Here is a 23,403-nt window from a genome sequence, read left to right as displayed (position 1 = left end):
TCAGGCGCTGGCCTTTTTTACCACTGAGGGCTGGGCAGGTTAAGGCGATGATGACCGGCCTGCAGGCTGTGTTCGATGAAGCGACGATCCACCTCGAATTCGGCCTGGGCGAGAATCGCCTCTACCACCTTGTCGGCATGCTGTTGCAGCAGCACCAGATGGCCGTATTGCGCGCCCATCAGGGACAGGGTCTTCAACAGCTCCAGCAGGGCCAGGCAGATCGAGAGGTCATCACGGCCATAATGCAGAATCGGCGTGATGGAGCGGTAGAGGAGGCTTGCGAAGGACTCCATCTGCCAGCTGACGCGCACGGCCTTGTGATCATCCACACAACAATTGCACAGCGGCACCGACATGCGCTCGCTGAGCAGCTCCGTCAGCTGGTGCATGCACAGTCGTGCCGTGCCGGGGTCATTGATGCCGGGTGACAGTGCCTTGATGGCGACTTCCATCAGCTGGGTCAGGCCGTGCTCGTGCAGGTCCTCGACGGACTCCCCATCCAGGTAGCCAAGCGTGGCACGCAGATTCTTGATCAGTTCGGCCTGTTGCTCTTCATCGAGTTCTTCCCCCGCCGTCGCACCCTGTGGCAGGCCGTTGGGCCACTCGATGCGCATCAAGGGCATGCCGCTGACGATGAAGGCGCCCAGCGCGAAATCCAGATGCACCACCATGTCATGCTTGATGGCCAGCTGGCGCAGCGCCGAGAAGTCGACCTGCTGGATGTAGCCACGCCGGCGTGCCCGCAACAGCTGGCATTGGTCGTCGTCACGGCTGACCTCGCGCTCGCAGAAGCCATCGTCACGATTGCGCTGACGCAGGCGTTCCAGCGAGAGGCGGGTGCGTCCGGACAGGCGCCGCGCAACGGCGTTGATCTGCACCGACTGAGAGACCTGATGGATGAAGTAGACGAACATCCCCAGGCAATTGACCATCATCAGCACGCCCAGATAGACGGCCAGCGAGCGCCACAGGGTCGGGGAGTCTCCCGTATTGGGCACCATCAGGTTGACCAGCAGGAACAGCAGACTGCCCAGGTAGTGGCCGAGCACCAGCTGGTGGTGGCGCTCGGTCACCAGGCCCAGCAGCAACTTGTGGGAGAACTGCGCGCCTGCCTGGGTGAGCACGCTCATCACCATGGTGAAGCTGAACACCATCAGCGAGATCAGGCCGCCGACCAGTGCCGCCAGCAGGGTGCGCGGGGTGTCATGTTCCTTGAAGGCCAGTGCTTCGAAAAAGTCGCTGTTCGGCAGCGAGGAAGGATCCGGCAGCCCGGAGGGCATCACCGAGATCAATCCCAGCAGGGTATAGACCATGGCCAGCATGCTGGGGAGATAGGCGATGCTGGTGGTCCAGGTTCGCAGCCACATGAGGGGTTGCTGTAGCCAGCGATTCATAGACGATTCCCGAACGGATGGATTGGCAAGCTCCTGTTATGACGGCTCGCGTCGATCACTGCAAGTCAGCATGACGTGCTGGCAGGAGGGGTCTGGAGGTGAGGAGGTGAGGAGGTGGGGAAGAAGCAGAACAGCGCAGACAGAGCGGACGAACTGGAACGGACAGACTGGAACGGACAGCAGGGCCCGATGGCAAGACGCCCCCACCGGGTGAGCGGTGAGGGCGTCTTGAGACTTGCGTCGATCAGCGTGGCTGACCCCGCCGGCTCATCAGGCGTCGATACGCTTGTACTTCATGCGCTTGGGAGCATCGTTGCCGACGCGCGCGTGATAGTCCGCTTCGTACTCGGTATAGCTGCCTTCGAAGAACACCACGTTGGAGTCACCCTCGTAGGCGAGGATGTGGGTCGCGATGCGATCGAGGAACCAGCGGTCGTGCGAGATGACCATCGCACAGCCCGGGAAGGCCAGCAGAGCCTCTTCCAGCGCGCGCAGGGTCTCGATGTCCAGGTCGTTGGATGGCTCATCCAGCAGCAGCACGTTGGCAGCCTGCTTCAGGGTCTGGGCCAGCTGCAGACGGCCACGCTCACCACCGGACAGATCAGACAGACGCTTCTGCTGGTCGGTGCCCTTGAAGTTGAAGCGGCCGACATAGGCGCGCGACGAGACTTCATGGCCGTTGATGTTGAGCATGTCCTGACCACCGGAGACGGCCTCCCAGACAGTCTGATTGTCTTCCAGGCCATCACGCAGCTGTTCGACGTAGGCGACCTTGACGGTCTCGCCCAGCACGACTTCACCGCTGTCCGGGGTGTCCTTGCCGGTCACCAGCTTGAACAGCGTGGATTTACCTGCACCGTTGCCGCCGACGATACCGACGATGGCACCCGGGGGGATGGTGAAGGACAGATCATCGAACAGCAGCTTGTCGTCGAAGCGCTTGGTGACATTGTGCAGCTCGATGACCTTGTCGCCCAGACGCGGTCCCGGCGGAATGTAGATCTCGTTGGTCTCGTTGCGCTTCTGGAAATCACCGGACTGCATTTCCTCGAAGCGGTTGAGACGCGCCTTGCTCTTGGCCTGACGGCCCTTGGGATTCTGACGAACCCATTCGAGCTCCTGCTGGATGGCCTTGTTGCGTGAGGCTTCCTGCTTGGCTTCCTGCTGCAGGCGAGCGTCCTTCTGCTCGAGCCACGAGGAATAGTTGCCTTCGAAGGGAATGCCCTGGCCACGGTCCAGCTCGAGAATCCAGCCGGCGACGTTGTCGAGGAAGTAGCGGTCGTGGGTGATGGCCACCACGGTGCCGGAGTAGTCGTGCAGGAAGCGTTCCAGCCAGGCGACGGATTCGGCGTCCAGGTGGTTGGTCGGCTCGTCCAGCAGCAACATGTCCGGGCTGGAGAGCAGCAGACGGCACAGTGCGACACGGCGGCGCTCACCACCGGACAGCACGCCGACATTGGCATCCCACGGCGGCAGACGCAGCGCTTCGGCAGCCACTTCCAGCTTGCGCTCGAGGTTGTGGGCGTCGGAGGCCTGGATCAGGTCTTCCAGCTTGGCCTGACGCGCGGCGAGGGCGTCGAAATCGGCGTCCGGCTCGGCGTAGGCGGCATAGACTTCATCAAGTTCGGCCTGGGCGTTCTTGATGTGGGCCAGGGATTCTTCCACGCACTCGCGCACGTTCTTGGAATCATCCAGTTCCGGCTCCTGGGGGAGGTAGCCGACATTCAGACCCGGCATGGGACGTGCTTCGCCGTTGTAGTCCTGATCGACGCCGGCCATGATGCGCAGCAGCGAGGACTTGCCCGAGCCGTTGAGACCGAGCACACCGATCTTGGCACCCGGGAAGAAGGACAGCGAGATGTCCTTGAGAATCTCGCGCTTCGGGGGAACGACCTTGCCCACCCGGTTCATGGTATAGACGTATTGCGCCATGGAATCCCAATTTGGTTGGAGAATGGAATGACGCGCAGATGATAGTGCCCGGCGTCACTCTTGGCCAGCCGGGCAGCCTGTGCCAGGCGAGCGCGGCGACTCACTGCATGACATTCCCTGTCCTGACGTCGACCCCTTCCATGGCCTGACCGCTCCCCGGCTTCCCTTCCCCTGCACGCCGCTGGTGGCGAGCTTACTCCTCTTCGCCCCAGTCGCTGGCGCCGATCAGGTCATCGTCGTCGGCTTCATCGTCCCAGCCTTCGCGGATGGAGCGAGCCAAGGCGCGCTCCTCGAGCAGGGCTTCAAGACGTTGGCGGGAGTCACTGCGTTGTGGCTTGGCAGGTGCGCTGGAGGGCGACAGCTCGAAGTCCACTTCGGTGGGGCTGTCTTCGGCGAGTGCCGTGGCATCGATATCATCGAGGAATTGTTCACGGGCCATGGGCGGACCTCACGATCTTGGAACGACCTGCCCGATATCCAGCGCCTGGACTGGCCTGTGCTACCGGGCACCGCCAGCGGCGATGCGCCGAAGGCTCTCTGGCTATATACCGCCCGTCGGCGAGGATGGCAAGCCTTTCGCTCGGCCTGTCAGGGCTTTCGCCAATTGCCAAAGGCGAGAGGCCCATAACGACAACGCCCACCGGTGGGGTGGGCGTTGTCGTTGCTGGCGCAATGCGGCGCCTGATCTTTAGCGTGTGGCGATCAGTTGGACTCGCTGGGGTGCTCCGCGCGCAGGCGTTCCAGCTCTTCCTTGGCGGTCATCAGGCCGGTGACATCCTTCTGGACACCAACGAAATACTGCAGGTTGTCATGCTCATCGAAGACCGGTGTCATGGAAAGTTCATTCCAGAACAGGCTGCCATCCTTGCGATAGTTGCGCAGTATCTCGCGGCACGGGCGCTTGTCGCGCAGCGCGGCACGGATGTTGTCCAGCTGCGGCTGATCGCGGTCATCATTCTGCAGGAAGCGGCAATCGCGGTAGAGAATCTCGTCGGCGCTGTAACCGGTGAGGCGCTCGAAGCCCTGATTCACGTAGATCAGGATGTTCTCATCGCCTTCCTGTTCCGCCACTACGATGCCATCGTCCGAGGCATTCACGACTCTCTCGAGCAGCTCGGGGCTGATCATGTGAGGTCTTTTCATCTGACTCTGATCCTTGCGGCTTGAGAACCCGGTCCTGAAGACCGAGCCCGAGAGTACGGGTAGTAGGGTGCCTGTCCGTGTGCCCGGACATTCCAGCACCATGATCGGTTTCACTATGGCGGGGAGACGCGGCTTATGCAATCGCAGCCGCTAATGTGGCAGGGCCCGACATCGTTGTCAGGCCCTGTCAGCGTGAGAGTCGATCAGATACATAAGGGGGAGAGAGGGGTAAAGAGGTAAAAGGGGTAGCAGGGGAGCCGTCACGCCCGCCCCGGATGCTCAGTCGTCCTCCACTTCCGGCAGGCGCTGCGCGCAAAGCGCGGCACAGGCCGCGACGACCGCCAGAATCATCAGCAACCATTCACTGCCCAGCCACTGGGCGAGCCCGCCGATCAACAACCCCAGTACCAGCATCAGCACGCCGGTCAGGGTGTTGGAGAGTGCGACGTAGAGGGCGCGATTGTCAGAGGTGGCGAGATCGACCACGTAGGTCTTGCGTCCCAGGCGGATACCGGCGTGGGCGATCACCAGCAGCCCGTAGACCAGCGCGTAGCTCCAGATGCTGTCGGCCAGCGCCTGCGGCCACCAGGCCATGCTGCCGGCCAGGGCGCAGCAGACAGCGGCGCCGGCCCCTGCGTTGCGCATTACGCGGCGGCTGGAGGTGTCGGCCAGCCTGCCCCAGATGGGACTGGCCAGCATCCCGGCCAGTCCTGATACCACCACCAGCGCGCCCAGGCCGCCCAGACTCTCACCGCTCTGCTGCTGGCCGAGCAAGGCAATATAGGGCAGTGCCAGGGCGCTTGAGAGCAGCAGGGCGCGTGCCAGATTGAAGTTGCGAAAGGCGACGTCATGCTTGAGCTGGATGACCCCGTCGCGCACCGTCTCCCAGGCATTGGCGCCGCCGCTGGTGGCACCGCTGTCCTCACGGATCATGGCGGCGCACAGGGCATTGAGTGTCCAGCCCAGCGCCGCGATAGCCATCAGTATCGCCAGCACCTGCTGCCCGGGCTGCTCGCCCAGCAGCATCAAGGCGACGCCGGCCAGCAGGGTCATCGCCCCCGCCACACTGCCACTCCAGCCCATCAGGCGCCCACGGCGCTGCTTGGCGATGGTCTTGCCCAGCACATCCTTGGTAGCAATGGAAGCCACTCCGCGCCCGAGCGACAGCAGGATCAACAGGAGCAGAACCAGGCTGCCCGCGAGTGTGCCATCGAGTCCGTGACGCGTGGTGAAGTTGCCCTCGGCCAGCAGGCTGATCATCATCAGCCCCAGCGCCATCAAGGCCTGGGTGGAGGCCCCGGCGACCCACACCCACTTGCGTTGCGGCAGTGGGCGAATGAAGCCTGCCACCAGCAGTTGAGGCAGCAGGGCGCCGGCCTCGCGAATCGGCACCAGCAGTCCCACCATCCACACCGGCGCCCCGATCAACCCCAATAGCCACGGCAATACCAGTCGTGCACTGGCCATCTCGTCGGCAAGCTTGGTGCCCAGCGAGGCCAGCAGGTGACGCCAGAAGTTGCCGGGCTGCTGGTGACAGGCATCCTCGGAGATGTCCTTGCACATGCGCGAATCTTCATCGCCGGTCATGCGCTCGAAGAAGCGACTCTGTCCGCTGCCCGACGGCCTCTCGTGGGCTTTGTCTGCAGACTCCCGCTCAGTCTCGCGGTCTTGAGCGTCTGTCGGTGAGGAGGCCTCGGTAGAGGAAGGCAGGGGTGACATGTGGCCAGGGCTCCGCTATCGGCGTCGTGTACGGGAAGTCGTGATGCAGATCACGTCCGTACTGCCGGTTGAAGAAGGATCGATCGCAGTGCGACCTCAACTGAAGGAATGACTGCGCCGAGTATAGTTTATGTAAAGTTTGTGTGTAGCTTTATGGTGTTGACCATTGCGCGACAGTGCAGTGAAGTGATCATTACATCATTGATTGGAGCAGGCACCACCATGGATCAGGCATCCACGCTGAAAGTCCGGATTCACTACTGCACCGGCTGCAACTGGCTGTTGCGAGCGGCCTGGTATGCACAGGAACTGCTGTCCACCTTCGGGGAAGACCTCGGTGAGGTGGCCTTGGCGCCGAGTCACGGCGGCCATTTCGAGGTGCTGTGCCAGGCCACTCCTGATTCGGAGTGGCTGGTACTTTGGGAGCGCAAGCGCGACGGCGGCTTCCCCGACAGTCGTGATCTCAAGCAGCGCGTGCGAGATGTGCTCGACCCAGAGCGCGATCTGGGCCACATCGACCGCGCCAGTCGTGAGCAGGGCCAGTAAGCAGGGTTTTCCAGCAGCTCCGCTACGCCATGGGTGCGCTCACCACCATTTCTTGCGCTTGAGCAGCCACAGCTGCATCGCCACCACGCCCAGCGTGATGCCGACGAAGGCAGCGAAGCCCCACTGGCTGTCGCTGCCCGGTATGCCACCGACGTTGACCCCCAGCAGCCCGGTGAGAAAGCCCAGCGGCAGGAAAACGGCGGTGATCACCGACAATAGATACATGCGCTGGTTGAGCTGCTCGTTGTGCTCACTCATGCGCTGTTCATGGATGATCAGCGCGCGCTCCTGCATGGCCTGAAAATCCTCCACGTAGCGCGACAGCTGATTGGCGATCTCGCGCAGGTCCAGACGCGCCTGCTCATCGATCCACAATGGCCCTTGGGAGAGTTGTGCCAGACAGTCGCGCTGCGGCCCCATGAAGCGTCGCAGAGTGATCAGGGGGCGCCGCAGGCGGGTAATGTCATCGGGGTCGATCTCGACATCATTGAGCTGGTCTTCCTCGAGGTTGGCGAGCTGCTCATCGAGGCGATGGCTGAGCTCCGCCACGCGATCGACCAGCGCATCGCTGAGCATCGCCAGCAGCCAGGAAATGCTTTCCGCGCCCTGGCCGACTTCCAGTTGCTCACGCACCTGAGTGATCGACTGGAACGGCCGACGGCGCAGGGTGATCAGGCGGGTCGGGCTCATCCACAGGCGCAGTGACAGCAGGTCTTCCGGCGCGGCGCCGGGATTGAGATTGATACCGCGCAGCGTGGTGACCATGCCGCCGCCGAAGCGCGCCACGCGCGGGCGGGTGTCCAGCTCAGTCAGGGCCTCGATGCTTGGCTCATCCAGCTGGGCAAGGTCGTCCAGGTAGTCATTGACGTCGCCGCGGGTGTAATCGAGGTGCATCCAGATCAGCGCGTCGGGGTCCTGCCATTGCTCGCGCAGGCTGTCATCATCGAGCAGGCTGGCGCCGCCCTTGCCATCCAGGCGATAGGCGCTGACCAGTGCCGTGGCCGAGTCATCTCCCGCCGGGGGCGCAGGTGTCGGCGCGGCTTGCGTATCGGTGGCATCACTCATTCACGAAATTCCTTTTTGGTGGCGCGGCTTGCAGCAGCGGGCAGGGCACGCGATGCTCGAATGTCAGGCCGTGGGCAGTATCGCTGCCATCGCCATGCCACTCATCGCCAGGAAGGCGATACCCGAAATGCGAGGAAGGATGCCATGAGTCAGGATAGGGAAGCCATGCTCTACGGTCTGGGAGCCGTGGCCCTGTGGTCGACGGTGGCGACCGCCTTCAAGCTGGCACTTGCGCAGATGTCGCCGCTGGAGCTGGTATGGCTGGCAGCACTGGTGTCGTGGCTGTTGATCGGCGTGCTGATGTGGCGTCAGGGCAAGCTGCGCGAAGCGCTCACCACCGGTTGGCGGGGCGGTTGGCGCACGGCACTCTGGGCCGGGCTGATGAATCCGGTCGGCTACTATCTGGTGCTGTTCGGCGCCTACGCGCGACTGCCGGGCCAGGAGGCGATGGCGCTCAATTACACCTGGGCGCTGGCGATGGCCTTTCTTGCCGTACCGATTCTCGCGCAGCGCCTGACGCGCATCGACGTCGCGGCGGGGCTGATCGCCTACGCCGGTGTGTGGACCATCGCCACGCGTGGCGAGATATTCGATGTCGCCTTCGCCGACCCGCTGGGCGTCGGGCTGGCGCTGGGCTCGACCCTGCTATGGGCGCTCTACTGGTTGCTCAATGCGCGTGACTCGCGCGCGCCGCTGGTCGCCCAGTGGCAGAACTTCAGCATCGCCTTGCCGGTGCTGACGCTGCTGGTGGCCTTCGGGCCGGGCTTCGGCAGCTTCATCGGCGCAGGCGCCAACCCCCAGGCGCTGACGGCGGGCATCTATGTCGGCCTGTGCGAGATGGGTATCGCCTTCGTGCTCTGGCAGCTGGCGGTGCACAAGGTATCGCGCACCGCCAAGGTCTCCAATCTGATCTTCCTGTCGCCGCCCATCTCCTTGACGCTGCTGCACTTCATCGTCGGCGAGCCGATTCTGACCTCGACGCTGGCAGGGCTGGTGCTGATTCTGGCCGGACTCGGTCTGCAGCAGCTACAGAAGGCACCGGCGGAGCTGTCACGGTCGACCTGAGCGAGCTGCGCCGTCAGTGCACCGCCCGTCACTCGATCGTCAGTCGTCGGGCAGGATGAGGCGATCGGCATCCACCACGATCAGCGGGTCCGGGGTGCCGATCATCTTCTTGTCCTTGCCGGGGTAGTCGAGCTGACTGAGCACATGACGCAGCGCGCCGATACGGGCCCTGCGCTTGTCGTCGGAGCGGATCAGCGTCCAGGGCGCATGATCGCTGTGCGTGCGCGCGAACATGGCCTCGGCGGCATCGGTGTACTCATCCCATTTCTCCTGCGCCACGGCGTCCATCGGTGACAGCTTCCAGTGGGTCAGCGGGTCGGCGGCGCGCTTGGCGAAGCGGATCGATTGCTCCTCGCGGGACACCGAGAAGTACAGCTTGACCAGGTGCAGGCCATCCTCGACCCACAGACGCTCCTGCTGGGGCACCTGAACCAGGAAGCGTTCGACTTCCTCCGGCGTGGCGAAACCCATCACCGCCTCGACACCCGCGCGGTTGTACCAGCTGCGATCGAACAGCACGATTTCGCCACTGGTGGGAAAGCGCGAGACGTAGCGCTGGAAATACCACTGGCCCTTTTCCGTCTCGTTGGGCTTGTCGAGGGCGACGATGCGCGCGAAACGCGGATTCAGATACTCCATGAAGCGCTTGATGGTGCCGCCCTTGCCGGCGGCGTCACGCCCCTCGAAGACGATGGCCAGACGTCCGCCACTGTCACGCAGCCAATGCTGCACCTTGAGCAGCTCGATCTGCAGCGCGCGCTTCTCGGCCTCATAGACCTTGCGCTTTAGGCGCTCGTCGTAGGGGTAGGCGTCACTGGAGACCGGCCCCAGCGTCATGCGCGGGGCATCGCTAGTGGCGTGCTTCTTGCCGGCCTTGCCCTTGGCGTCCTTGCGCTTGGCATCCTTGCTCTTGGCATCCTTGGCCTTCGAATGCGCCTTGCCGGCATCCGCCTTCCTGTTGTTGGATTTACTCATGGCAGTATTCCCTGTGAGGATGGGGCCTGGCCCCGACGACTCGGGCTGATGACGTCAGCGCTGCAAGGTCTCATGGCCCAGATGGCCTGCCTGACAGGCACTGATCAGGCAGGCGCGGATTGTCATCTCGCGGCAAGGTAGGCGCATGCAAGCTGGCGTGACATGCGCCGTGCCTGATATTGATCACTCCGCTGACGTCGCGTGTTGCGCCAGTGGCGCGAGTGTCGGCCAGATGGTGTCGAGCAGCTGCGGTTGTGCCTTGGCGGTGGGGTGGATGCGGTCCTGCTGCATCAGTTTCTCGCTGGCCGGGGCCGTGGCGATGCCTTCGAGGATGAAGGGCACCAGCGGCACGGAATATTCGTCGGCCAGATCCCGGTAGACCTGACGGAAGGCATCGGTGTAGGCCGGGCCGTAATTGGGTGGAATCTCGATGCCGAGCAGCACGGGCTGGGCATCGGCGTCTTCCACAGCCTCGATCATGCTGGCCAGATTGGCCTGCATGCGGGCGGGTGGCAGGCCACGCAGGCCGTCGTTGCCGCCAAGTTCGATCATCACCAGTGCAGGGTCGTGCCGTTCGAGCAGTGCCGGCAGACGATTGAGGCCGCCTTCGGTCGTGTCGCCGCTGATGCTGGCATTGATGACCTCAGGCGCATCGTTGCCCAGGCGGTCCTCGAGGCGCTCGTCGAGCAGTGCGACCCAGCCCTGGCTGCTGTCGATGCCGTAGCCGGCCGAGATGGAGTCACCGACCACCAGCCACGGGGCCGGCGCGTCGGCCAGCGCCATCTGAGGTGTCAGCACGGCCACGAAGCTCAGTGCCGTACTGGCGAGGGCATTGCGCAGCCGCTTGAGTCCCGGCGTGCCGAGGGCTCTGCCACCGCTCGCCAGGCACTGGGTGTCACGGCGATTCACTAGCCATTTCTGCATTCATCATCTCCATCATCTGCACACTATTCATACCCGTTTCGGGGTCTGGAGTTCGTGCCCACCCCGTTCTCTACCATAAGCGAGCAGACACGATGTCACATAACGCCTCCATTAACGACGTGACCCCTGCGTCGGATCAAACCTCGTCAGACGCGCAGGCCAGCGCAACGCCTGCACCGGTGCTGGAAGTGAGCGGACTGGCGCAGCGGGTGACCAGTGGCGAAGGGCGCCTGACCATCCTCGAAGACCTGGAGCTTGCCGTGCAGGCCGGGGAAAGCGTCGCCATCATCGGGGCCAGCGGTTCCGGCAAGTCGACGCTGCTAGGGCTGCTGGCGGGTCTGGACAGCCCGAGCGAGGGCGATATCCGTCTGTTCGGAAGCTCGCTTGCAGGGCTTGACGAGGATGGCCGTGCGGCGCTGCGTGCGGGGCAGGTCGGCTTCGTGTTCCAGAACTTCCAGCTGCTGCCGACGCTGACGGCGCTGGAGAACGTGCTGATGCCGCTGGAGCTGGCTCCGCAGGGCGATATCGAGGCACAGGCACGTGACTGGCTGACGCGGGTCGGGCTGGGAGAGCGGCTCGATCACCTGCCGCGTCATCTGTCCGGCGGCGAGCAGCAGCGCGTGGCCATCGCGCGCGCTTTCGTCGCGGGGGCGGGGCTGGTGTTCGCCGATGAGCCGACCGGCAATCTGGATACCGCCACCGGCGAGCGCATCGCGGAGCTGCTGTTCACCCTCAACCGTGAGCGGGGCACCACGCTGATTCTGGTCACCCATGACCTGACGCTGGCCAGGCGCTGTGATCGCTGCCTGAACCTCGAGGCCGGCAAGCTGGTGGAGTGGCAGGATGAGGCGAGTGCGCCGGCCGTGGCGACGCCACAAGGAGGCGACGATGTCTGAGTCCCGGGTGTCTGACCGCGCGGCGACATCTTCCGCCAATGCGCAGCGCCCGCGTGGGGCGCGCCTGCCGCTGGCGCTGCGTGGCCTGCTGCGTGACCTGCGCGCCAGTGATGTGCGTGCCCTCTTTCTGGCACTGATGCTGGCGGTCGCCGCGACCACCATGATCGGCTTCTTCCTGGATCGTCTCGACCGTGGACTCAATCGCCAGGCGAGTCAGCTGCTCGGCGGGGACCTGGTACTGGAGTCCAGCAACCCGCTCGATCCGCGCTTCGCCGAGGCCTTCCGCGCGGCGGGGCTTGAGATGTCGCCGCAGCTGGGCATGGTCTCGATGGCCTCCCACGGCGACAGCTTCGTGCTGTCGAGTCTCAAGGCGGTGTCGCCGGGCTATCCGCTTGCCGGCCGGGTGGAGCTGGAGTCGGACGCCACGGACGAGGAGGCTCAGGCGCCAGGTACCAGCTCGCGCGCGGAGATCCCGCCGCCGGGCGAGGCGTGGATCGTGCCGCGCCTGGCCATGGCGCTGTCGGCCGAGGTCGGCGATACCCTGACGGTCGGACGCAAGCAGCTCACCATCAGTGGCCTGATCACGCGTGAGCCTGATCAGCAGGGTGGCTTTTCCGAGTTCAGCCCGCGCCTGATGTTCAACATGCAAGATCTCGACGCCACCGGTCTGATCCAGCCCGGCTCGCGGATGGAATATCGCCTGTTGGCGGCGGGCGATCCGACGGCGGTGCAGCAGGCACGTGATGCCATCGCGCCGCTGCTGGCGAGTGCCGACAACGCCGAGGTGCGTCTCAAGGACGTGCGCAAAGACCGCCCGCGTCTCGGGCGCTCTCTGGAGCGTGCCGACAAGTACCTGAGTCTGGCCGGGCTGGTGGCGGTGCTGCTGGCCGGGGTCGCGGTGGCGATGTCGACGCGCCGTTATGTGGAGCGCCACCTGGATAGCGCCGCGCTGTGGCGCTGCTTCGGCGCCTCTCAGCGTCAACTGTCACGGCTGTTCGCGGCCCAGCTCGGCTGGTTGGCCCTGCTGGCGAGTACCGGGGGTGCGGTGCTGGGCCTGTTGGGCCAGATGGGACTGGTGGCGCTGCTGGAGCGCTTCCTGCCGCTGGAGCTGCCCGCACCGGGGCCGCTGCCGCTGGCATTGGGAATTCTGACGGCGCTGGCGGTGCTGGTCGGCTTTGCCGGCCCGATGCTGCTGCGCCTGCGTCAGGTCAGCGCACTCAAGGTGCTGCGGCGCGAACTGGCCCCGCTGCCTGCCTCGGCGTGGGTGGTGGTGGCGATCGCCAGTCTGGTGTTTGGCGCCCTGATGTGGCTCTACTCGGGTGACCTCATGCTGGCGGCCGGCCTGCTGGTTGGTGGCATCATCGCGCTGGGGCTCTTGATGGTGGTGGGGCAGCTGCTGCTGTCGCTGATGCTCAAGGTGGTGGCACGCATGCGCGGTCAGGGCGGCTGGAGCCGGCCGATTCGCCTCGCCGGCGGCATGCTGGCCAGGCGGCGCGGTGCCAGCCTCGGTCAGCTGGTGGCCTTTGCCGTGACCTTCGCGGCGATGGCGTTGATCGCGCTGGTACGCGGTGATCTGATCACCCGCTGGCAGGCGCAGATTCCGACCGATGCGCCCAATCACTTCGCGATCAATATCCAGCCCGGAGAGCAGCAGGCCTTCGGCGAGCAGCTGACCGCGATGGTGGATGAGCAGGCCGGCGACAGCCAGAGCGAGCTCTACCCGATGGTGCGTGGACGCATCACGGCGCTCAAGGGCGAGTCCCTGCTGGGACGCACCCAGCAGGGACTCCAGGCTGCTGGCAGCAATACGTCGGCCCAGTCGGATCAGCCGGCGGCAGGCGGCATGCAGGAAGGACGCAGCGACGAGGGGGACGGCGAGCAGCAGGGCGTCCCGCAGCGTGAGCTGAACCTGACCTGGCATCGTGATCTGCCGGACCACAACCGCCTGTTGGCGGGCGAGTGGGTGCCGATCAGTGATTTCGCCGAGGCAGACAGCGAGACGCGCCGCCGCCTCGCCGCCGCGCAGGGCGTGCCGGTGTCGATGGAGGAAGAGCTTGCCGAGCGCATGGGGCTGGTCATCGGTGACAGCCTGTCGTTCACCATCGGCAGCGAGACCGTCAAGGCGCAGGTGGTCAATCTGCGCCATGTCGACTGGGACAGCTTCCTGCCCAACTTCTACGTCATCTTCCCGCCCGGTGCGCTCGAGAGCTTCGCTCACAGCTACATGACGGCGTTTCATCTCGAGGACGAGCGCAAGCTGGCGCCACTGGTGCGTGACTATCCCAGCGTGTCGTTGATCAATATCGACGCCATCCTGACCCGCGTGCAGGAGCTGATCGCCCAGGTATCGCGCGCGGTGGAGCTGATTCTGGGGCTGGTGCTGCTGGCGGGGGCCAGCGTGCTCTACGCGGCGCTGGTGGCCAGTCGTCCGGCACGTGAGCACGAAGGCGCGCTGTACAAGGTGTTCGGCGCCGGTCAGGGGCTGCTGGCCCGCCTGCAGGCCGCTGAGTTCGTGTTGCTCGGTCTGCTCAGTGGGCTGCTGGCGGCGATGCTCGCCGAAGGCGCGGCGGTCGGACTCTATTCCGGCTGGCTGGGGCTGCCGGTGGTGCTGCATCCGTGGCTGTGGGGGCTGCTGCCGCTGGCGGGTGGCGTGCTGATCGGCGGGCTGGGCTTCTGGCTGTCGAGAGACGTTAGGCGTCAGCCGCCGATGGCGGGGCTGCGCGCCCTGCAGTAAGGGCCATCAGGCCTCGTCATCGCTGCGCCGGATGATGACGCCTGACGACGTCAACCTGCGGCCTCATGATCGTTGTCTCGGTCATGGGGCCGTCTTGCGTTAACAATGATGCTGATTCATGTGAATCGGACCGCTGGCTGAGGTATCATGCTGGTCCTGATCTTACCCCCAGATGGCGAGCCGGCCGTGCCGGAATTCGCTGTCGTCATCACCCTTCAGGCGAGGACACCCGATGTTCACCCGTGACATGCAGATTGCCGGTTTCGATGATGCGCTCCTGAGCGCCATGGACGACGAAGTCGTTCGCCAGGAAGCTCACATCGAGCTGATCGCCTCCGAGAACTACGCCAGCCCCCGCGTCATCCAGGCGCAAGGCTCCCAGCTGACCAACAAGTACGCGGAAGGCTACCCGGGCAAGCGTTACTACGGTGGTTGCGAGTTCGTCGACAAGGTCGAGCAGCTGGCCATCGATCGTGCCTGCGAACTGTTCGGTGCTACCTACGCCAACGTTCAGCCGCACGCCGGTTCCCAGGCCAACAGTGCCGTCTTCCAGGCGCTGGTCTCGCCGGGCGACACCATTCTGGGCATGAGCCTGGACGCGGGGGGGCACCTGACTCACGGTGCACGTCCGAACTTCTCCGGCAAGCACTACAACGCTGTACAGTACGGTCTGGGCGAGAACGGCCTGATCGACTACGCCGAAGTCGCGCGTCTGGCCCGTGAGCACAAGCCGAAGATGATCATCGCCGGCTTCTCCGCCTACTCCCAGATCATCGACTGGGCCGAGTTCCGCAAGATCGCTGACGAAGTGGGTGCCTACCTGCTGGTCGACATGGCCCACGTGGCCGGTCTGGTCGCCGCTGGCGTCTACCCGAGCCCGCTGCCCCACGCCCACGTCGTCACCACCACCACGCACAAGACCCTGCGCGGTCCGCGTGGCGGCCTGATCCTGTCTGCCGAAGGCAATGCCGACATCGAGAAGAAGCTGAACTCCGCTGTCTTCCCGGGTGGCCAGGGCGGCCCGCTGATGCACGTCATCGCGGCCAAGGCAGTCTGCTTCAAGGAAGCGATGGACCCGGCCTTCACCGCTTACCAGAAGCAAGTGGTCAAGAACGCCAAGGCGATGGCGTCCGTGTTCCTGGAGCGCGGTTTCGAAGTCGTCTCCGGCGGCACCGAAGACCACCTGTTCCTGCTGTCTCTGGTCAAGCAGGGCCTGACCGGCAAGGACGCTGACGCGGCGCTGGGCCGTGCCCACATCACCGTCAACAAGAACGCCGTACCGGGTGACCCGCAGTCGCCGTTCGTCACTTCCGGTCTGCGTATCGGTACCCCGGCCGTCACCACGCGTGGCTTCCAGGAGCAGGAGTGTCTGGAACTGGCCGGCTGGATCTGCGACATCCTCGATGCGATGGTCGCTGGCGATTCCGCCGCTGCCGAAGCCGAGGTGCAGGCCAAGGTCTCCGCCGTCTGTGCACGTCTGCCGGTCTACGCCTGAGGCGTGACGAGGTGCCAGCTCGGCTGGCCCTCATCGCAGCAGTGCTGACAGTGGTGTAGCGCTGTCATGCACCAGACGAGAAACGCCTGTCGCGCAAGCGGCAGGCGTTTTTTTGTGCCCGCACCACGGCCAGCCGAGGCCGAGTGGCGTGGTGCGCAGCGGGGTGGGAGAGTGGTCAACCGGCGCTCAGAAAGATCAGCCTGTGCCCGGGAGTGGACGCGCTACGCTATTCTCGATGCCGGACACACTCTGCTCATCTTCGTGCAAGGAGGCTTCCATGGCCGTCATGCAGCACCATGCCTTTCTGATCCTGGTCGAGAATAGCGGCAATACCTCACTGAGCAGTCAGGGCAGCGGCGAGGTCCGCATTTCCGTCGCCACGCTGGGGACGCTGAGAGCCGCCGAGCGGTTGGTCAGTGAGCTGGTCGCCCAGGGCGTCAGCCAGATCGAGCTGTCGGCAAGTTTCGGCGCGGCAGGTGAGGAAGCGCTGAGAACGGTGGTCGCGGACAGCGGTGCCGAGCGTACAGTGTCGATCGGTCGCGTGCGATTCACGGCCTGACGCCAGCACAGGGGGAAATTGCCAGTACCTGAATAGCCCTTTTGCAACAGGGAGTTGCGTAAAGGTGTGACCAAAGTCGGGTCTCGCCCTTGGTCTAGGGTGTCTTGTTGGCATGTCTGACATGAGCTATTCCTTGACGGACAAGAGCGCGCCGCGATGCATCCCGTGAAGGATGTGCGCGAGCTACAAATGACGCGCCACGCCATCAAGGAACGTTCGATCATGACCACGCCTCCCACGAGTGCCGCTGGCGGCAGCCCGCGCGCCAATGCCTCTTCTGGAACGTCTGCCTCACCCGGCGACACCTCGACCGCGCGTGTCGATGTCGCCGAATGGCTGGCGCAGGCCATCTTCGAGAATCGCTACCCGCCGGGCAGCCTGATTCCTCGTGAGCTGGACCTGTGCGATCAGCACGCCCAGAGCCGCGCTACCGTGCGCACCGCGATTCAGAGCCTGGTCAATGCCGGGATTCTCACCCGCACCACCGGCCAGGGCACCCGCGTCAATCCGCTCAGCGAGTGGCATCTGCTCGATCCGCGCGTGACCGGCTGGATGACACGCTACGCGATGCCACATCCGCAGCTGGCGCGGGACATCTACGCCTTCCGCATCTCCATCGAACCCTTCGTCGCCGCCCTGGCGGCCACCGAGGCCACCGCCCAGGACCTGTCCGCCATCGAGCAGGCCTATGACGGCATGGCCGCGGCGGTGCATGGCGGCAGCGCCATGGAGGAGTTCGACCGCGCCGATATCGCCTTCCATGACGCCATCTTCGCCGCGACCCACAACGTCATCTGGGCGCAGCTTGGCCATGTGCTCAAGCCGTCGATCAGCCTGCTGGTGGCGACCTCCAATCACAATGCCTCGGAGCTGGGTGACAGCCTCGGCCGCCATCGCGCGGTGATGGAAGCGATTCGTCTGCGCCAGCCCGATGCCGCCCACGCCGCGAGCCTGCATGTGCTGGACCGCACCGGCCAGGACCTCGGGCTGGCCATGCCTGCAGGCCCTGAAGGCAGCCATCCTGCCGGGCGCGCCCAGGAACCGCTGGAGCTGCTGCGTCGCTTCGGCCAGCTGCCCAGCCTGTCTGCACCGCTGTCAAGCGAGTGAACGGCACCTCGCGGCGTTTCGCCACGCCAGAAAGTGCCTGCACGTCTTCGATTGACCACAGAACGTCATAACACGTCATAACAACAAGCCAGGAGTTTCACCATGCCGCGTTCCACTATCTCGTCGCTCACTACTACCTCGCCGCGCACCACTGCCGCTCCCGCCCGTGTCACGCTCAAGGCGCTGGCGCTGTCCACTGCCGTGGCCGCCACGCTGATCGCCACACCGAGCTGGGCCGCCGAGTACGAATGGACCTTCCAGACCTCCGAGACGGCCGGGGAGCCGCAGTTCGAGGTCAAGAAGGCCTGGGCCGACAGCATCAAGGCCATGTCGGATGGCCGCATCGCCATCGAGATCCTGCCGGTCAATGCCGTGGTGCAGGCCAACCAGACGCTTGACGCCGTCAGCGCCGGCATCCTGCAGGGCCACCTGACCGATCCGTCCTACTTCTCGGGCCAGAATCCGGCCTTCGGCATGCTGGGCAACCTGGTGGGTGCCTGGGGTGACCCGCTGGAATATCTCGAGTACATGCAGCACGGCGGCGGTGAGGAGCTCTACAACGAGCTGGTCGAGCCCTACGGCGTGCATCTGATCGGCGCGGGCGCTACCGGGCTTGAGTCCTTCGTCTCCAAGAAGCCGGTGCGCACCGTCGATGACCTCAAGGGCCTCAAGGTGCGTGCGCCGGAAGGCATGGTCTACAACATCTTCCAGAAGGCCGGCGCGGCACCCGTCAACCTGCCGGGCTCCGAGGTCTACACCGGCCTGGAGAAGGGCGTGATCGACGCGGCGGATTACACCGTCTTCGCCACCAATGATGACCAGGGCCTGCACAGCTTCGCCAAGTACCCGTCCTACCCCGGCTTCCACTCCTTGCCGATGGTGGCGGTGTCGATGAACAAGGGCATCTGGGACGGCCTGCCGGCGGATCTCAAGGCGATCATGGAGACCGCTACCGACGCGATGGCCTACGACATGGTCTTCACCCTCAAGGCGCGTGACATCAAGGCGGTGAGCGCGGCGCGTGCCAATCCGGATATCGAGGTGATCGACATGGCGCCGGAGGAGCGCGCCAAGTTCCGTCGCATCGCGCAGCAGGAGTGGAAGGTGTGGGCCGAGAAGAATGAGCTGACCGGCAAGGTCTACGAGTCCGTGGTCAGCTTCCTGACCGACCGCAACCTGATGTGAGCCCGCTGGCGCGCGGGATGGGCGCCAGCTGCTGCGTGGCAAGAGGCAGCTAGCCACGCTTTTGGCGACACGATCGTAGAACGATGAAGACGCGGGAGATCAAGGTCGGCGTGCTCACTGGGCGCGCCGATTCTCCTTGGGGCAGCGAGTCAGCAAGGAATTCGATATGGCAGAACATGATGTGGCGTCGCCGGGGCTACCCGAGGCGTCGGATGACCACGACCCGAACCTGGGCACGCGCACGCCGCTGGACCGCCTGGTGGGCAAGGGCACGCGCGCCGCGGCGTGGCTGGTATTGCTGGCGATGGCGATCAGCGTGTTCGAGGTGGTGATGCGTTACGGCCTCGATTCACCGACCTCATGGGTACACGAGACGGTGATCTTCCTGGTCGCGACCAGCTTCGCGCTGGGCGGCCCGGCGGCACTGGCCAACAATCGCCATATTCGCGTGCGCGTGCTCTACGACCTGGTCGGCACGCGCTTTCGCTACGTGCTGGACTGCTTCAATGACGTGATGACGTTCGTCTTCTGTCTGGCGATGAGCTATGCGGGCTGGGTGATGTTCTGGCGTGCCTCGCACAGTCCGCTGGGCGAGTGGCAGCTGGAGCGTTCCGGCACCTCGTGGAATCCGCCGTTTCCGGCGCTGACCAAGGGCGTGATCCTGTTCGCGCTGGCGGTGATGACCCTGCAGGCGCTGTGGCATCTCTATCAGACCTTCTTCTCGCCCCGTCCGCCCGAGGGCGGCAGTGAGTCTCATGATGCCTCCGGCGCCACTCCCGGCGCCGCAGCTGACCACAAGGAGCCGCGCTGATGGATATCGCAACGGCTACGATGCTGCTGGTCGGCGGCATCTTCGCGCTGCTGGTCACCGGCCTGCCGCTGGCCTTCGTCACCGGCCTGGTCGCGCTGGCCTACACCTTTGGCTGGTTTGGTCCGATGGCGCTGCCGCTGGTCACCAGTCGTGTCTATGGCTTCGTCACCGAGTATTCGCTGGTGGCGGTGCCGATGTTCGTGCTGATGGCCTCGCTGCTGGATCGCTCGGGGATCGCCAGGGACCTGTTCAATGCCATGCGCGTGATGGCAGGGCGCCTGCCCGGCGGCGTGGCAATCCAGACCATCGTGGTGGCGTTCTTCCTCGCCGCGATGTCCGGCATCATCGGCGGCGAGATCGTGCTGCTGGGGATTCTGGCGCTGCCGCAGATGCTCAGGCTCGGCTATGACAAGCACATCGCCATCGGCGTGGTGTGTGCCGGCGGCTCGCTGGGCACCATGATGCCGCCCTCCATCGTGCTGATCATCTATGGCCTGATCGCCAACCAGTCGATCGCGGACCTGTTCACCGCGGCGATCACCCCGGCCATCGTGCTGATGGCAAGCTACATCATCTACGTGCTGATCCGCTGTCTGCGCAACCCTTCACTGGGGCCGGTGATGCCGGAGGAAGAGCGCCGCGCCAGCTTCCAGAGCAAGCGTGAGCTGCTCAAGGCCATCGGCGTGCCGGCGGTCATCGCGGGGCTGGTGCTGGGCTCCATCTACGGTGGCGTGGCCTCGGTGACCGAAGCCGCGGCGATGGGCAGCTTCGGTGTGCTGGTGGCGGTGATGCTGCGTGGTGAGTTCTCCATCACCCTGATGCAGCGTGCGCTGTCCCAGACCATGAACACCTGCGGCATGATCATCTGGATCGGCATCGGCGCGGCGGCGCTGGTCGGGGTCTACAACCTGATGGGCGGCAACCGCTTCGTGTCGAGCATGATTCTCGGCCTGGATATCCCGCCGCTGGCGATCATCATGGTGATGATGGCGATCCTGCTGCTGTTGGGGCTGTTCCTCGACTGGATCGGCATCGCGATGCTGACCCTGCCGATCTTCGTGCCGATCATCGTTCAGCTCGGCTACGACCCGGTATGGTTCGGCGTGCTGTTCGCGGTCAACATGCAGGTGTCCTTCCTGTCGCCACCCTTCGGGCCTGCTGCTTTCTATCTGAAAGGCGTGGCACCGGAAGGCATCAGCCTCAAGGATATCTTCGTCTCGCTGCTGCCGTTCATCGCCATCCAGCTGTGCGTGCTGGCGATGTTGCTGCTGTGGCCGCAACTGTCGCTGTGGCTGGTCTAGTCTCAACAGACGTTGCCCACTTGCCCAGAACTCGACGCCCTCGCAGATGCGAGGGCGTCGTCGTTGGTGACGTTGAATTTGCGCCGCCATGAGGCGTGACATCATGCAAGGCAGGCTTTGTGCTCTTTGATGGTGCAAATGAGCGGGTGCATAAACATCGTCATGGCGAGAGAGGGCAGGCTGACATGGAGGCTGCACCATCTTGGCACATTCCCTGCAATGCTCTTGCAATGCCTGTCCGGTGCCACGAGATCCTGCCGAGGTGACCCCCGACACGCTGCAGCACTTCACGAGGAGAGTTCACATGTCAGAGACTCAAGCACCGCTGTTGTTGCTGACCGATCTGGATGGCTCGCTGCTGGATCACCATGATTACTCGCCGGGCCCGGCGCGCAGCTGGCTGACCCGCCTGCGCGCGCGCGGTGCCTGGGTCGTCCCCAATACCTCCAAGACGGCGGCCGAACTGGCGCCGCTGATGGACTCGCTGGGCCTGGCGGGCCAGCCATGGATCGCCGAGAACGGCGGCGTGGTGGCACTGCCTGCCGATTGGCTGAGCGCCTACCCGCTGGAAGCGGCCAGCGCCCCGGATGCACACGGCCTGTGTCGTATCGCGGTGGCGATGCCCCGCGACAGGATTCTCGCGGTACTGGAGGAGCTGAGCGCGGAATTCGCCTTCGAGGGTTTCGCTTCGATGTCGGTGGCGAGAATCAGCGAGCTGACGGGATTGGGGGAGGCGGATGCGGCCTTGGCGGGACAGCGTGATGCCAGTGAACCGCTGGTGTGGCGCGACGCGCCGGAGCGTCTCGAGGGCTTTCGCGCGCGTTTGGCCAGTCATGGCCTCAAGCTGACACGTGGTGGGCGCTTCCACCATGTGACCGGGGACAGCGACAAGGGCGTAGCGGCACGCTATCTGATCGCCCGCTACCGTCTATGTGAGCGGATGCGCCCCTGGACACTGGGCTTCGGCGATGGCGCCAATGACCTGCCGCTGCTGGCCGCTGTCGACAATGCTGTGCTGATTCCCGGCGTCGGCGATACCTCACAGCGCGATCGTGAGCTTGGCGACTACCCGACACTGGCGGATGAGCGCCGCTGTTTTTGCGCCAATTCCCCCGGACCGCAGGGATGGGTCGAGGGATTGCGTCACTGGCTGGCCAATGGCCAGCCGGAAGAATGGACATCCAGAGGTCTGGGCATCTGATGCCTGCCTGATGCGTGTCTTCGGCATGACAAGGAGCTGACATGAGCGATTTTTACCAGAATGGCATCATCACCAACTTCCATAACCTGACCGATCGTCCGGTGGAAGATCTCGAAGCGGACCTGATGCGCTTCTCCCGCAAGCGGCCGATGAGCCTGATTCTGCCGTCGCTGTATTCCGAGCTGGAAGGCCCCGCGCTCAAGCATATCGTCGAGGAGCTGGCCAAGGTGCCCTACCTCAGCGAGATCGTGATCGGGCTGGACCGCGCCGACCGTGACCAGTTCGAGCATGCCAAGGAGTTCTTCTCGCACCTGCCGCAGCATCACCGCATCCTGTGGAATGATGGTCCGCGCCTGCGTGCGCTGGACGAGGAGCTGACCGAGCATGGTCTGGCGCCGATGGAGGCCGGCAAGGGGCGCAATGTCTGGTACTGCTCCGGTTACGTACAGTCCTCGGGCATCGCCGAAGCGGTGGCACTGCATGACTGTGACATCGTCACCTATGACCGTGGCCTGCTGGCGCGGCTGATCTATCCGGTGGCGCATCCGCAGTTCAACTACGAGTTCTGCAAGGGCTACTACTCGCGAATTGCCCAGGGCAAGCTCAACGGTCGCGTGGCGCGTCTGATGGTCACGCCGCTGATCCGTGCGCTCAAGAAGGTCTATGGCCCGCTGCCGTACTTGGATTACCTCGACAGCTATCGCTACCCGCTGTCCGGCGAGTTCTCGATGCGTACCGACGTGCTGGCGGATATCCGCATTCCCAGTGACTGGGGGCTGGAGATCGGTGTGCTCTCGGAAGTGCATCGCAACTATTCCACCAAGCGTCTGTGTCAGGTGGATATCGCCGATGCCTATGATCACAAGCACCAGCCGCTGTCCGAGGAGGACGCACTGGGCGGGCTCAACCGCATGAGCCTGGATATCGCCAAGGCCATGTATCGCAAGCTGGCCACGCTGGGCGTCGAGATCCACGGCGAGACCTTCCGCACCATCAAGGCCACCTACTACCGCATCGCGCTGGATCTGATCGAGACCTACTACAACGATGCCGTCATGAATGGTCTGACGGTCGACCGCCACAGTGAGGAAGCGGCGGTGGAGCTGTTTGCCGCCAACATCATGGATGCCGGCAGCGCCTTCCTCGACAATCCGCGCGACAAGCCCTTCATCCCGAGCTGGAACCGGGTGCAGTCAGCCGTGCCGGACCTGCTCGAGCGCATGCATGAAGCGGTGGAGCTGGACAACCAGTAACGCTCGCGGCGGGTAACAGCAAGGCTCGCGGGGGGAAACAGCAAGACCCACGACAACGGGGGCTGCCACTGGCAGCCCCCGTTGTCGTTGGCAGGAGG

The 23,403-nt window shown here is 64.5% G+C and carries 20 protein-coding genes; 12 read left to right on the top strand and 8 right to left on the bottom strand.

Annotated features, from left to right (window positions below; genetic code table 11):
• Positions 1-17 precede the first annotated feature (17 nt).
• The 5 genes from FLM52_12965 to FLM52_12945 all read right to left on the bottom strand — a co-directional run bounded on the left by FLM52_12965 (position 18) and on the right by FLM52_12945 (position 6,188).
• The gene (locus FLM52_12965) at positions 18-1,394 is read right to left on the bottom strand and encodes a DUF2254 domain-containing protein (protein ID NVN56686.1); all 1,377 of its coding nucleotides are present in this window, start codon (positions 1,392-1,394) and stop codon (positions 18-20) included.
• A gap of 270 nt (positions 1,395-1,664) precedes the next feature.
• A complete protein-coding gene (ettA, locus tag FLM52_12960) occupies positions 1,665-3,326 on the bottom strand; it encodes an energy-dependent translational throttle protein EttA (protein NVN56685.1) in 1,662 nt (553 codons plus the stop codon).
• A 193-nt stretch (positions 3,327-3,519) separates the two neighbouring features.
• A complete protein-coding gene (locus FLM52_12955; GenBank protein ID NVN56684.1) occupies positions 3,520-3,765 on the bottom strand; it encodes a hypothetical protein in 246 nt (81 codons plus the stop codon).
• A gap of 263 nt (positions 3,766-4,028) precedes the next feature.
• Positions 4,029-4,469 carry a PAS sensor domain-containing protein gene (locus FLM52_12950; protein ID NVN56683.1) on the bottom strand — a complete coding sequence of 147 codons (441 nt, stop codon included), beginning with the start codon at positions 4,467-4,469 and terminating at the stop codon, positions 4,029-4,031.
• Positions 4,470-4,748: 279 nt separating this feature from the next.
• Positions 4,749-6,188 carry an MFS transporter gene (locus FLM52_12945; GenBank protein ID NVN56682.1) on the bottom strand — a complete coding sequence of 480 codons (1,440 nt, stop codon included), beginning with the start codon at positions 6,186-6,188 and terminating at the stop codon, positions 4,749-4,751.
• A 222-nt stretch (positions 6,189-6,410) separates the two neighbouring features.
• Between FLM52_12945 and FLM52_12940 the strand changes: the two genes are divergently transcribed.
• Positions 6,411-6,734 (top strand): SelT/SelW/SelH family protein, encoded by a 324-nt coding sequence (locus FLM52_12940; GenBank protein NVN56681.1) that lies wholly within the window; start codon positions 6,411-6,413, stop codon positions 6,732-6,734.
• Between the two features lie 39 nt (positions 6,735-6,773).
• Here the strand turns inward: FLM52_12940 and FLM52_12935 are convergent, their stop codons facing one another.
• On the bottom strand, positions 6,774-7,799 hold the full coding sequence (locus FLM52_12935; GenBank protein ID NVN56680.1) for a zinc transporter ZntB: 1,026 nt from the start codon (positions 7,797-7,799) through the stop codon (positions 6,774-6,776).
• Between the two features lie 144 nt (positions 7,800-7,943).
• Between FLM52_12935 and FLM52_12930 the strand changes: the two genes are divergently transcribed.
• Positions 7,944-8,864, top strand: coding sequence for a DMT family transporter (locus FLM52_12930; protein ID NVN56679.1), 921 nt, complete (start codon positions 7,944-7,946; stop codon positions 8,862-8,864).
• A gap of 39 nt (positions 8,865-8,903) precedes the next feature.
• Here FLM52_12930 and ppk2 read toward each other — a convergent pair whose 3' ends face one another.
• Both ppk2 and FLM52_12920 read right to left on the bottom strand, forming a co-directional pair.
• Positions 8,904-9,839, bottom strand: a complete 936-nt coding sequence (gene ppk2, locus FLM52_12925) for a polyphosphate kinase 2 (GenBank protein ID NVN56678.1) — start codon at positions 9,837-9,839, stop codon at positions 8,904-8,906.
• A 183-nt stretch (positions 9,840-10,022) separates the two neighbouring features.
• The gene (locus FLM52_12920) at positions 10,023-10,622 is read right to left on the bottom strand and encodes an arylesterase (protein NVN56677.1); all 600 of its coding nucleotides are present in this window, start codon (positions 10,620-10,622) and stop codon (positions 10,023-10,025) included.
• Positions 10,623-10,855: 233 nt separating this feature from the next.
• Between FLM52_12920 and FLM52_12915 the strand changes: the two genes are divergently transcribed.
• The 10 genes from FLM52_12915 (at position 10,856) to FLM52_12870 (ending at position 23,305) form a co-directional block, all read left to right on the top strand.
• The gene (locus tag FLM52_12915) at positions 10,856-11,659 is read left to right on the top strand and encodes an ABC transporter ATP-binding protein (GenBank protein NVN56676.1); all 804 of its coding nucleotides are present in this window, start codon (positions 10,856-10,858) and stop codon (positions 11,657-11,659) included.
• Complete coding sequence (locus FLM52_12910; protein ID NVN56675.1) at positions 11,652-14,393, top strand: FtsX-like permease family protein; 2,742 nt, start codon at positions 11,652-11,654, stop codon at positions 14,391-14,393. Before FLM52_12915 ends, FLM52_12910 begins: the two co-directional genes overlap by 8 nt.
• 232 nt (positions 14,394-14,625) lie before the next feature.
• Positions 14,626-15,888 carry a serine hydroxymethyltransferase gene (locus FLM52_12905; GenBank protein NVN56674.1) on the top strand — a complete coding sequence of 421 codons (1,263 nt, stop codon included), beginning with the start codon at positions 14,626-14,628 and terminating at the stop codon, positions 15,886-15,888.
• Positions 15,889-16,165: 277 nt separating this feature from the next.
• The gene (locus tag FLM52_12900) at positions 16,166-16,447 is read left to right on the top strand and encodes a hypothetical protein (GenBank protein ID NVN56673.1); all 282 of its coding nucleotides are present in this window, start codon (positions 16,166-16,168) and stop codon (positions 16,445-16,447) included.
• 222 nt (positions 16,448-16,669) lie between these two features.
• Positions 16,670-17,554: a FadR family transcriptional regulator gene (locus tag FLM52_12895; protein ID NVN56672.1), complete on the top strand. Its 885-nt coding sequence runs from the start codon at positions 16,670-16,672 to the stop codon at positions 17,552-17,554.
• A 102-nt stretch (positions 17,555-17,656) separates the two neighbouring features.
• Positions 17,657-18,739, top strand: a complete 1,083-nt coding sequence (locus FLM52_12890; protein NVN56671.1) for a TRAP transporter substrate-binding protein — start codon at positions 17,657-17,659, stop codon at positions 18,737-18,739.
• A 166-nt stretch (positions 18,740-18,905) separates the two neighbouring features.
• On the top strand, positions 18,906-19,550 hold the full coding sequence (locus FLM52_12885) for a TRAP transporter small permease (protein NVN56670.1): 645 nt from the start codon (positions 18,906-18,908) through the stop codon (positions 19,548-19,550).
• Positions 19,550-20,851 carry a TRAP transporter large permease subunit gene (locus tag FLM52_12880; GenBank protein ID NVN56669.1) on the top strand — a complete coding sequence of 434 codons (1,302 nt, stop codon included), beginning with the start codon at positions 19,550-19,552 and terminating at the stop codon, positions 20,849-20,851. Before FLM52_12885 ends, FLM52_12880 begins: the two co-directional genes overlap by 1 nt.
• Before the next feature lie 304 nt (positions 20,852-21,155).
• Positions 21,156-22,052, top strand: coding sequence for an HAD-IIB family hydrolase (locus FLM52_12875; protein ID NVN56668.1), 897 nt, complete (start codon positions 21,156-21,158; stop codon positions 22,050-22,052).
• Positions 22,053-22,093: 41 nt separating this feature from the next.
• Positions 22,094-23,305, top strand: coding sequence for a glycosyl transferase (locus FLM52_12870; GenBank protein ID NVN56667.1), 1,212 nt, complete (start codon positions 22,094-22,096; stop codon positions 23,303-23,305).
• The last annotated feature ends 98 nt before the right edge of the window (positions 23,306-23,403 follow it).

This window comes from bacterium Scap17 (assembly GCA_013376735.1).
GTDB lineage: Bacteria > Pseudomonadota > Gammaproteobacteria > Pseudomonadales > Halomonadaceae > Cobetia.
The sequence above is the reverse complement of the archived record's forward strand: the minus strand, read 5'-3'. Positions and strand labels throughout refer to the sequence as shown.

What these genes read in the sequence shown, in the direction of transcription:
- FLM52_12965 (NVN56686.1), bottom strand. Translation starts at nt 1,394, where the DNA reads ATGAATCGCTGGCTACAGCAACCCCTCATGTGGCTGCGAACCTGGACC.
- ettA (NVN56685.1), bottom strand. Translation starts at nt 3,326, where the DNA reads ATGGCGCAATACGTCTATACCATGAACCGGGTGGGCAAGGTCGTTCCC.
- FLM52_12955 (NVN56684.1), bottom strand. Translation starts at nt 3,765, where the DNA reads ATGGCCCGTGAACAATTCCTCGATGATATCGATGCCACGGCACTCGCC.
- FLM52_12950 (NVN56683.1), bottom strand. Translation starts at nt 4,469, where the DNA reads ATGAAAAGACCTCACATGATCAGCCCCGAGCTGCTCGAGAGAGTCGTG.
- FLM52_12945 (NVN56682.1), bottom strand. Translation starts at nt 6,188, where the DNA reads ATGTCACCCCTGCCTTCCTCTACCGAGGCCTCCTCACCGACAGACGCT.
- FLM52_12940 (NVN56681.1), top strand. Translation starts at nt 6,411, where the DNA reads ATGGATCAGGCATCCACGCTGAAAGTCCGGATTCACTACTGCACCGGC.
- FLM52_12935 (NVN56680.1), bottom strand. Translation starts at nt 7,799, where the DNA reads ATGAGTGATGCCACCGATACGCAAGCCGCGCCGACACCTGCGCCCCCG.
- FLM52_12930 (NVN56679.1), top strand. Translation starts at nt 7,944, where the DNA reads ATGAGTCAGGATAGGGAAGCCATGCTCTACGGTCTGGGAGCCGTGGCC.
- ppk2 (NVN56678.1), bottom strand. Translation starts at nt 9,839, where the DNA reads ATGAGTAAATCCAACAACAGGAAGGCGGATGCCGGCAAGGCGCATTCG.
- FLM52_12920 (NVN56677.1), bottom strand. Translation starts at nt 10,622, where the DNA reads ATGGCGCTGGCCGACGCGCCGGCCCCGTGGCTGGTGGTCGGTGACTCC.
- FLM52_12915 (NVN56676.1), top strand. Translation starts at nt 10,856, where the DNA reads ATGTCACATAACGCCTCCATTAACGACGTGACCCCTGCGTCGGATCAA.
- FLM52_12910 (NVN56675.1), top strand. Translation starts at nt 11,652, where the DNA reads ATGTCTGAGTCCCGGGTGTCTGACCGCGCGGCGACATCTTCCGCCAAT.
- FLM52_12905 (NVN56674.1), top strand. Translation starts at nt 14,626, where the DNA reads ATGTTCACCCGTGACATGCAGATTGCCGGTTTCGATGATGCGCTCCTG.
- FLM52_12900 (NVN56673.1), top strand. Translation starts at nt 16,166, where the DNA reads ATGGCCGTCATGCAGCACCATGCCTTTCTGATCCTGGTCGAGAATAGC.
- FLM52_12895 (NVN56672.1), top strand. Translation starts at nt 16,670, where the DNA reads ATGACCACGCCTCCCACGAGTGCCGCTGGCGGCAGCCCGCGCGCCAAT.
- FLM52_12890 (NVN56671.1), top strand. Translation starts at nt 17,657, where the DNA reads ATGCCGCGTTCCACTATCTCGTCGCTCACTACTACCTCGCCGCGCACC.
- FLM52_12885 (NVN56670.1), top strand. Translation starts at nt 18,906, where the DNA reads ATGGCAGAACATGATGTGGCGTCGCCGGGGCTACCCGAGGCGTCGGAT.
- FLM52_12880 (NVN56669.1), top strand. Translation starts at nt 19,550, where the DNA reads ATGGATATCGCAACGGCTACGATGCTGCTGGTCGGCGGCATCTTCGCG.
- FLM52_12875 (NVN56668.1), top strand. Translation starts at nt 21,156, where the DNA reads ATGTCAGAGACTCAAGCACCGCTGTTGTTGCTGACCGATCTGGATGGC.
- FLM52_12870 (NVN56667.1), top strand. Translation starts at nt 22,094, where the DNA reads ATGAGCGATTTTTACCAGAATGGCATCATCACCAACTTCCATAACCTG.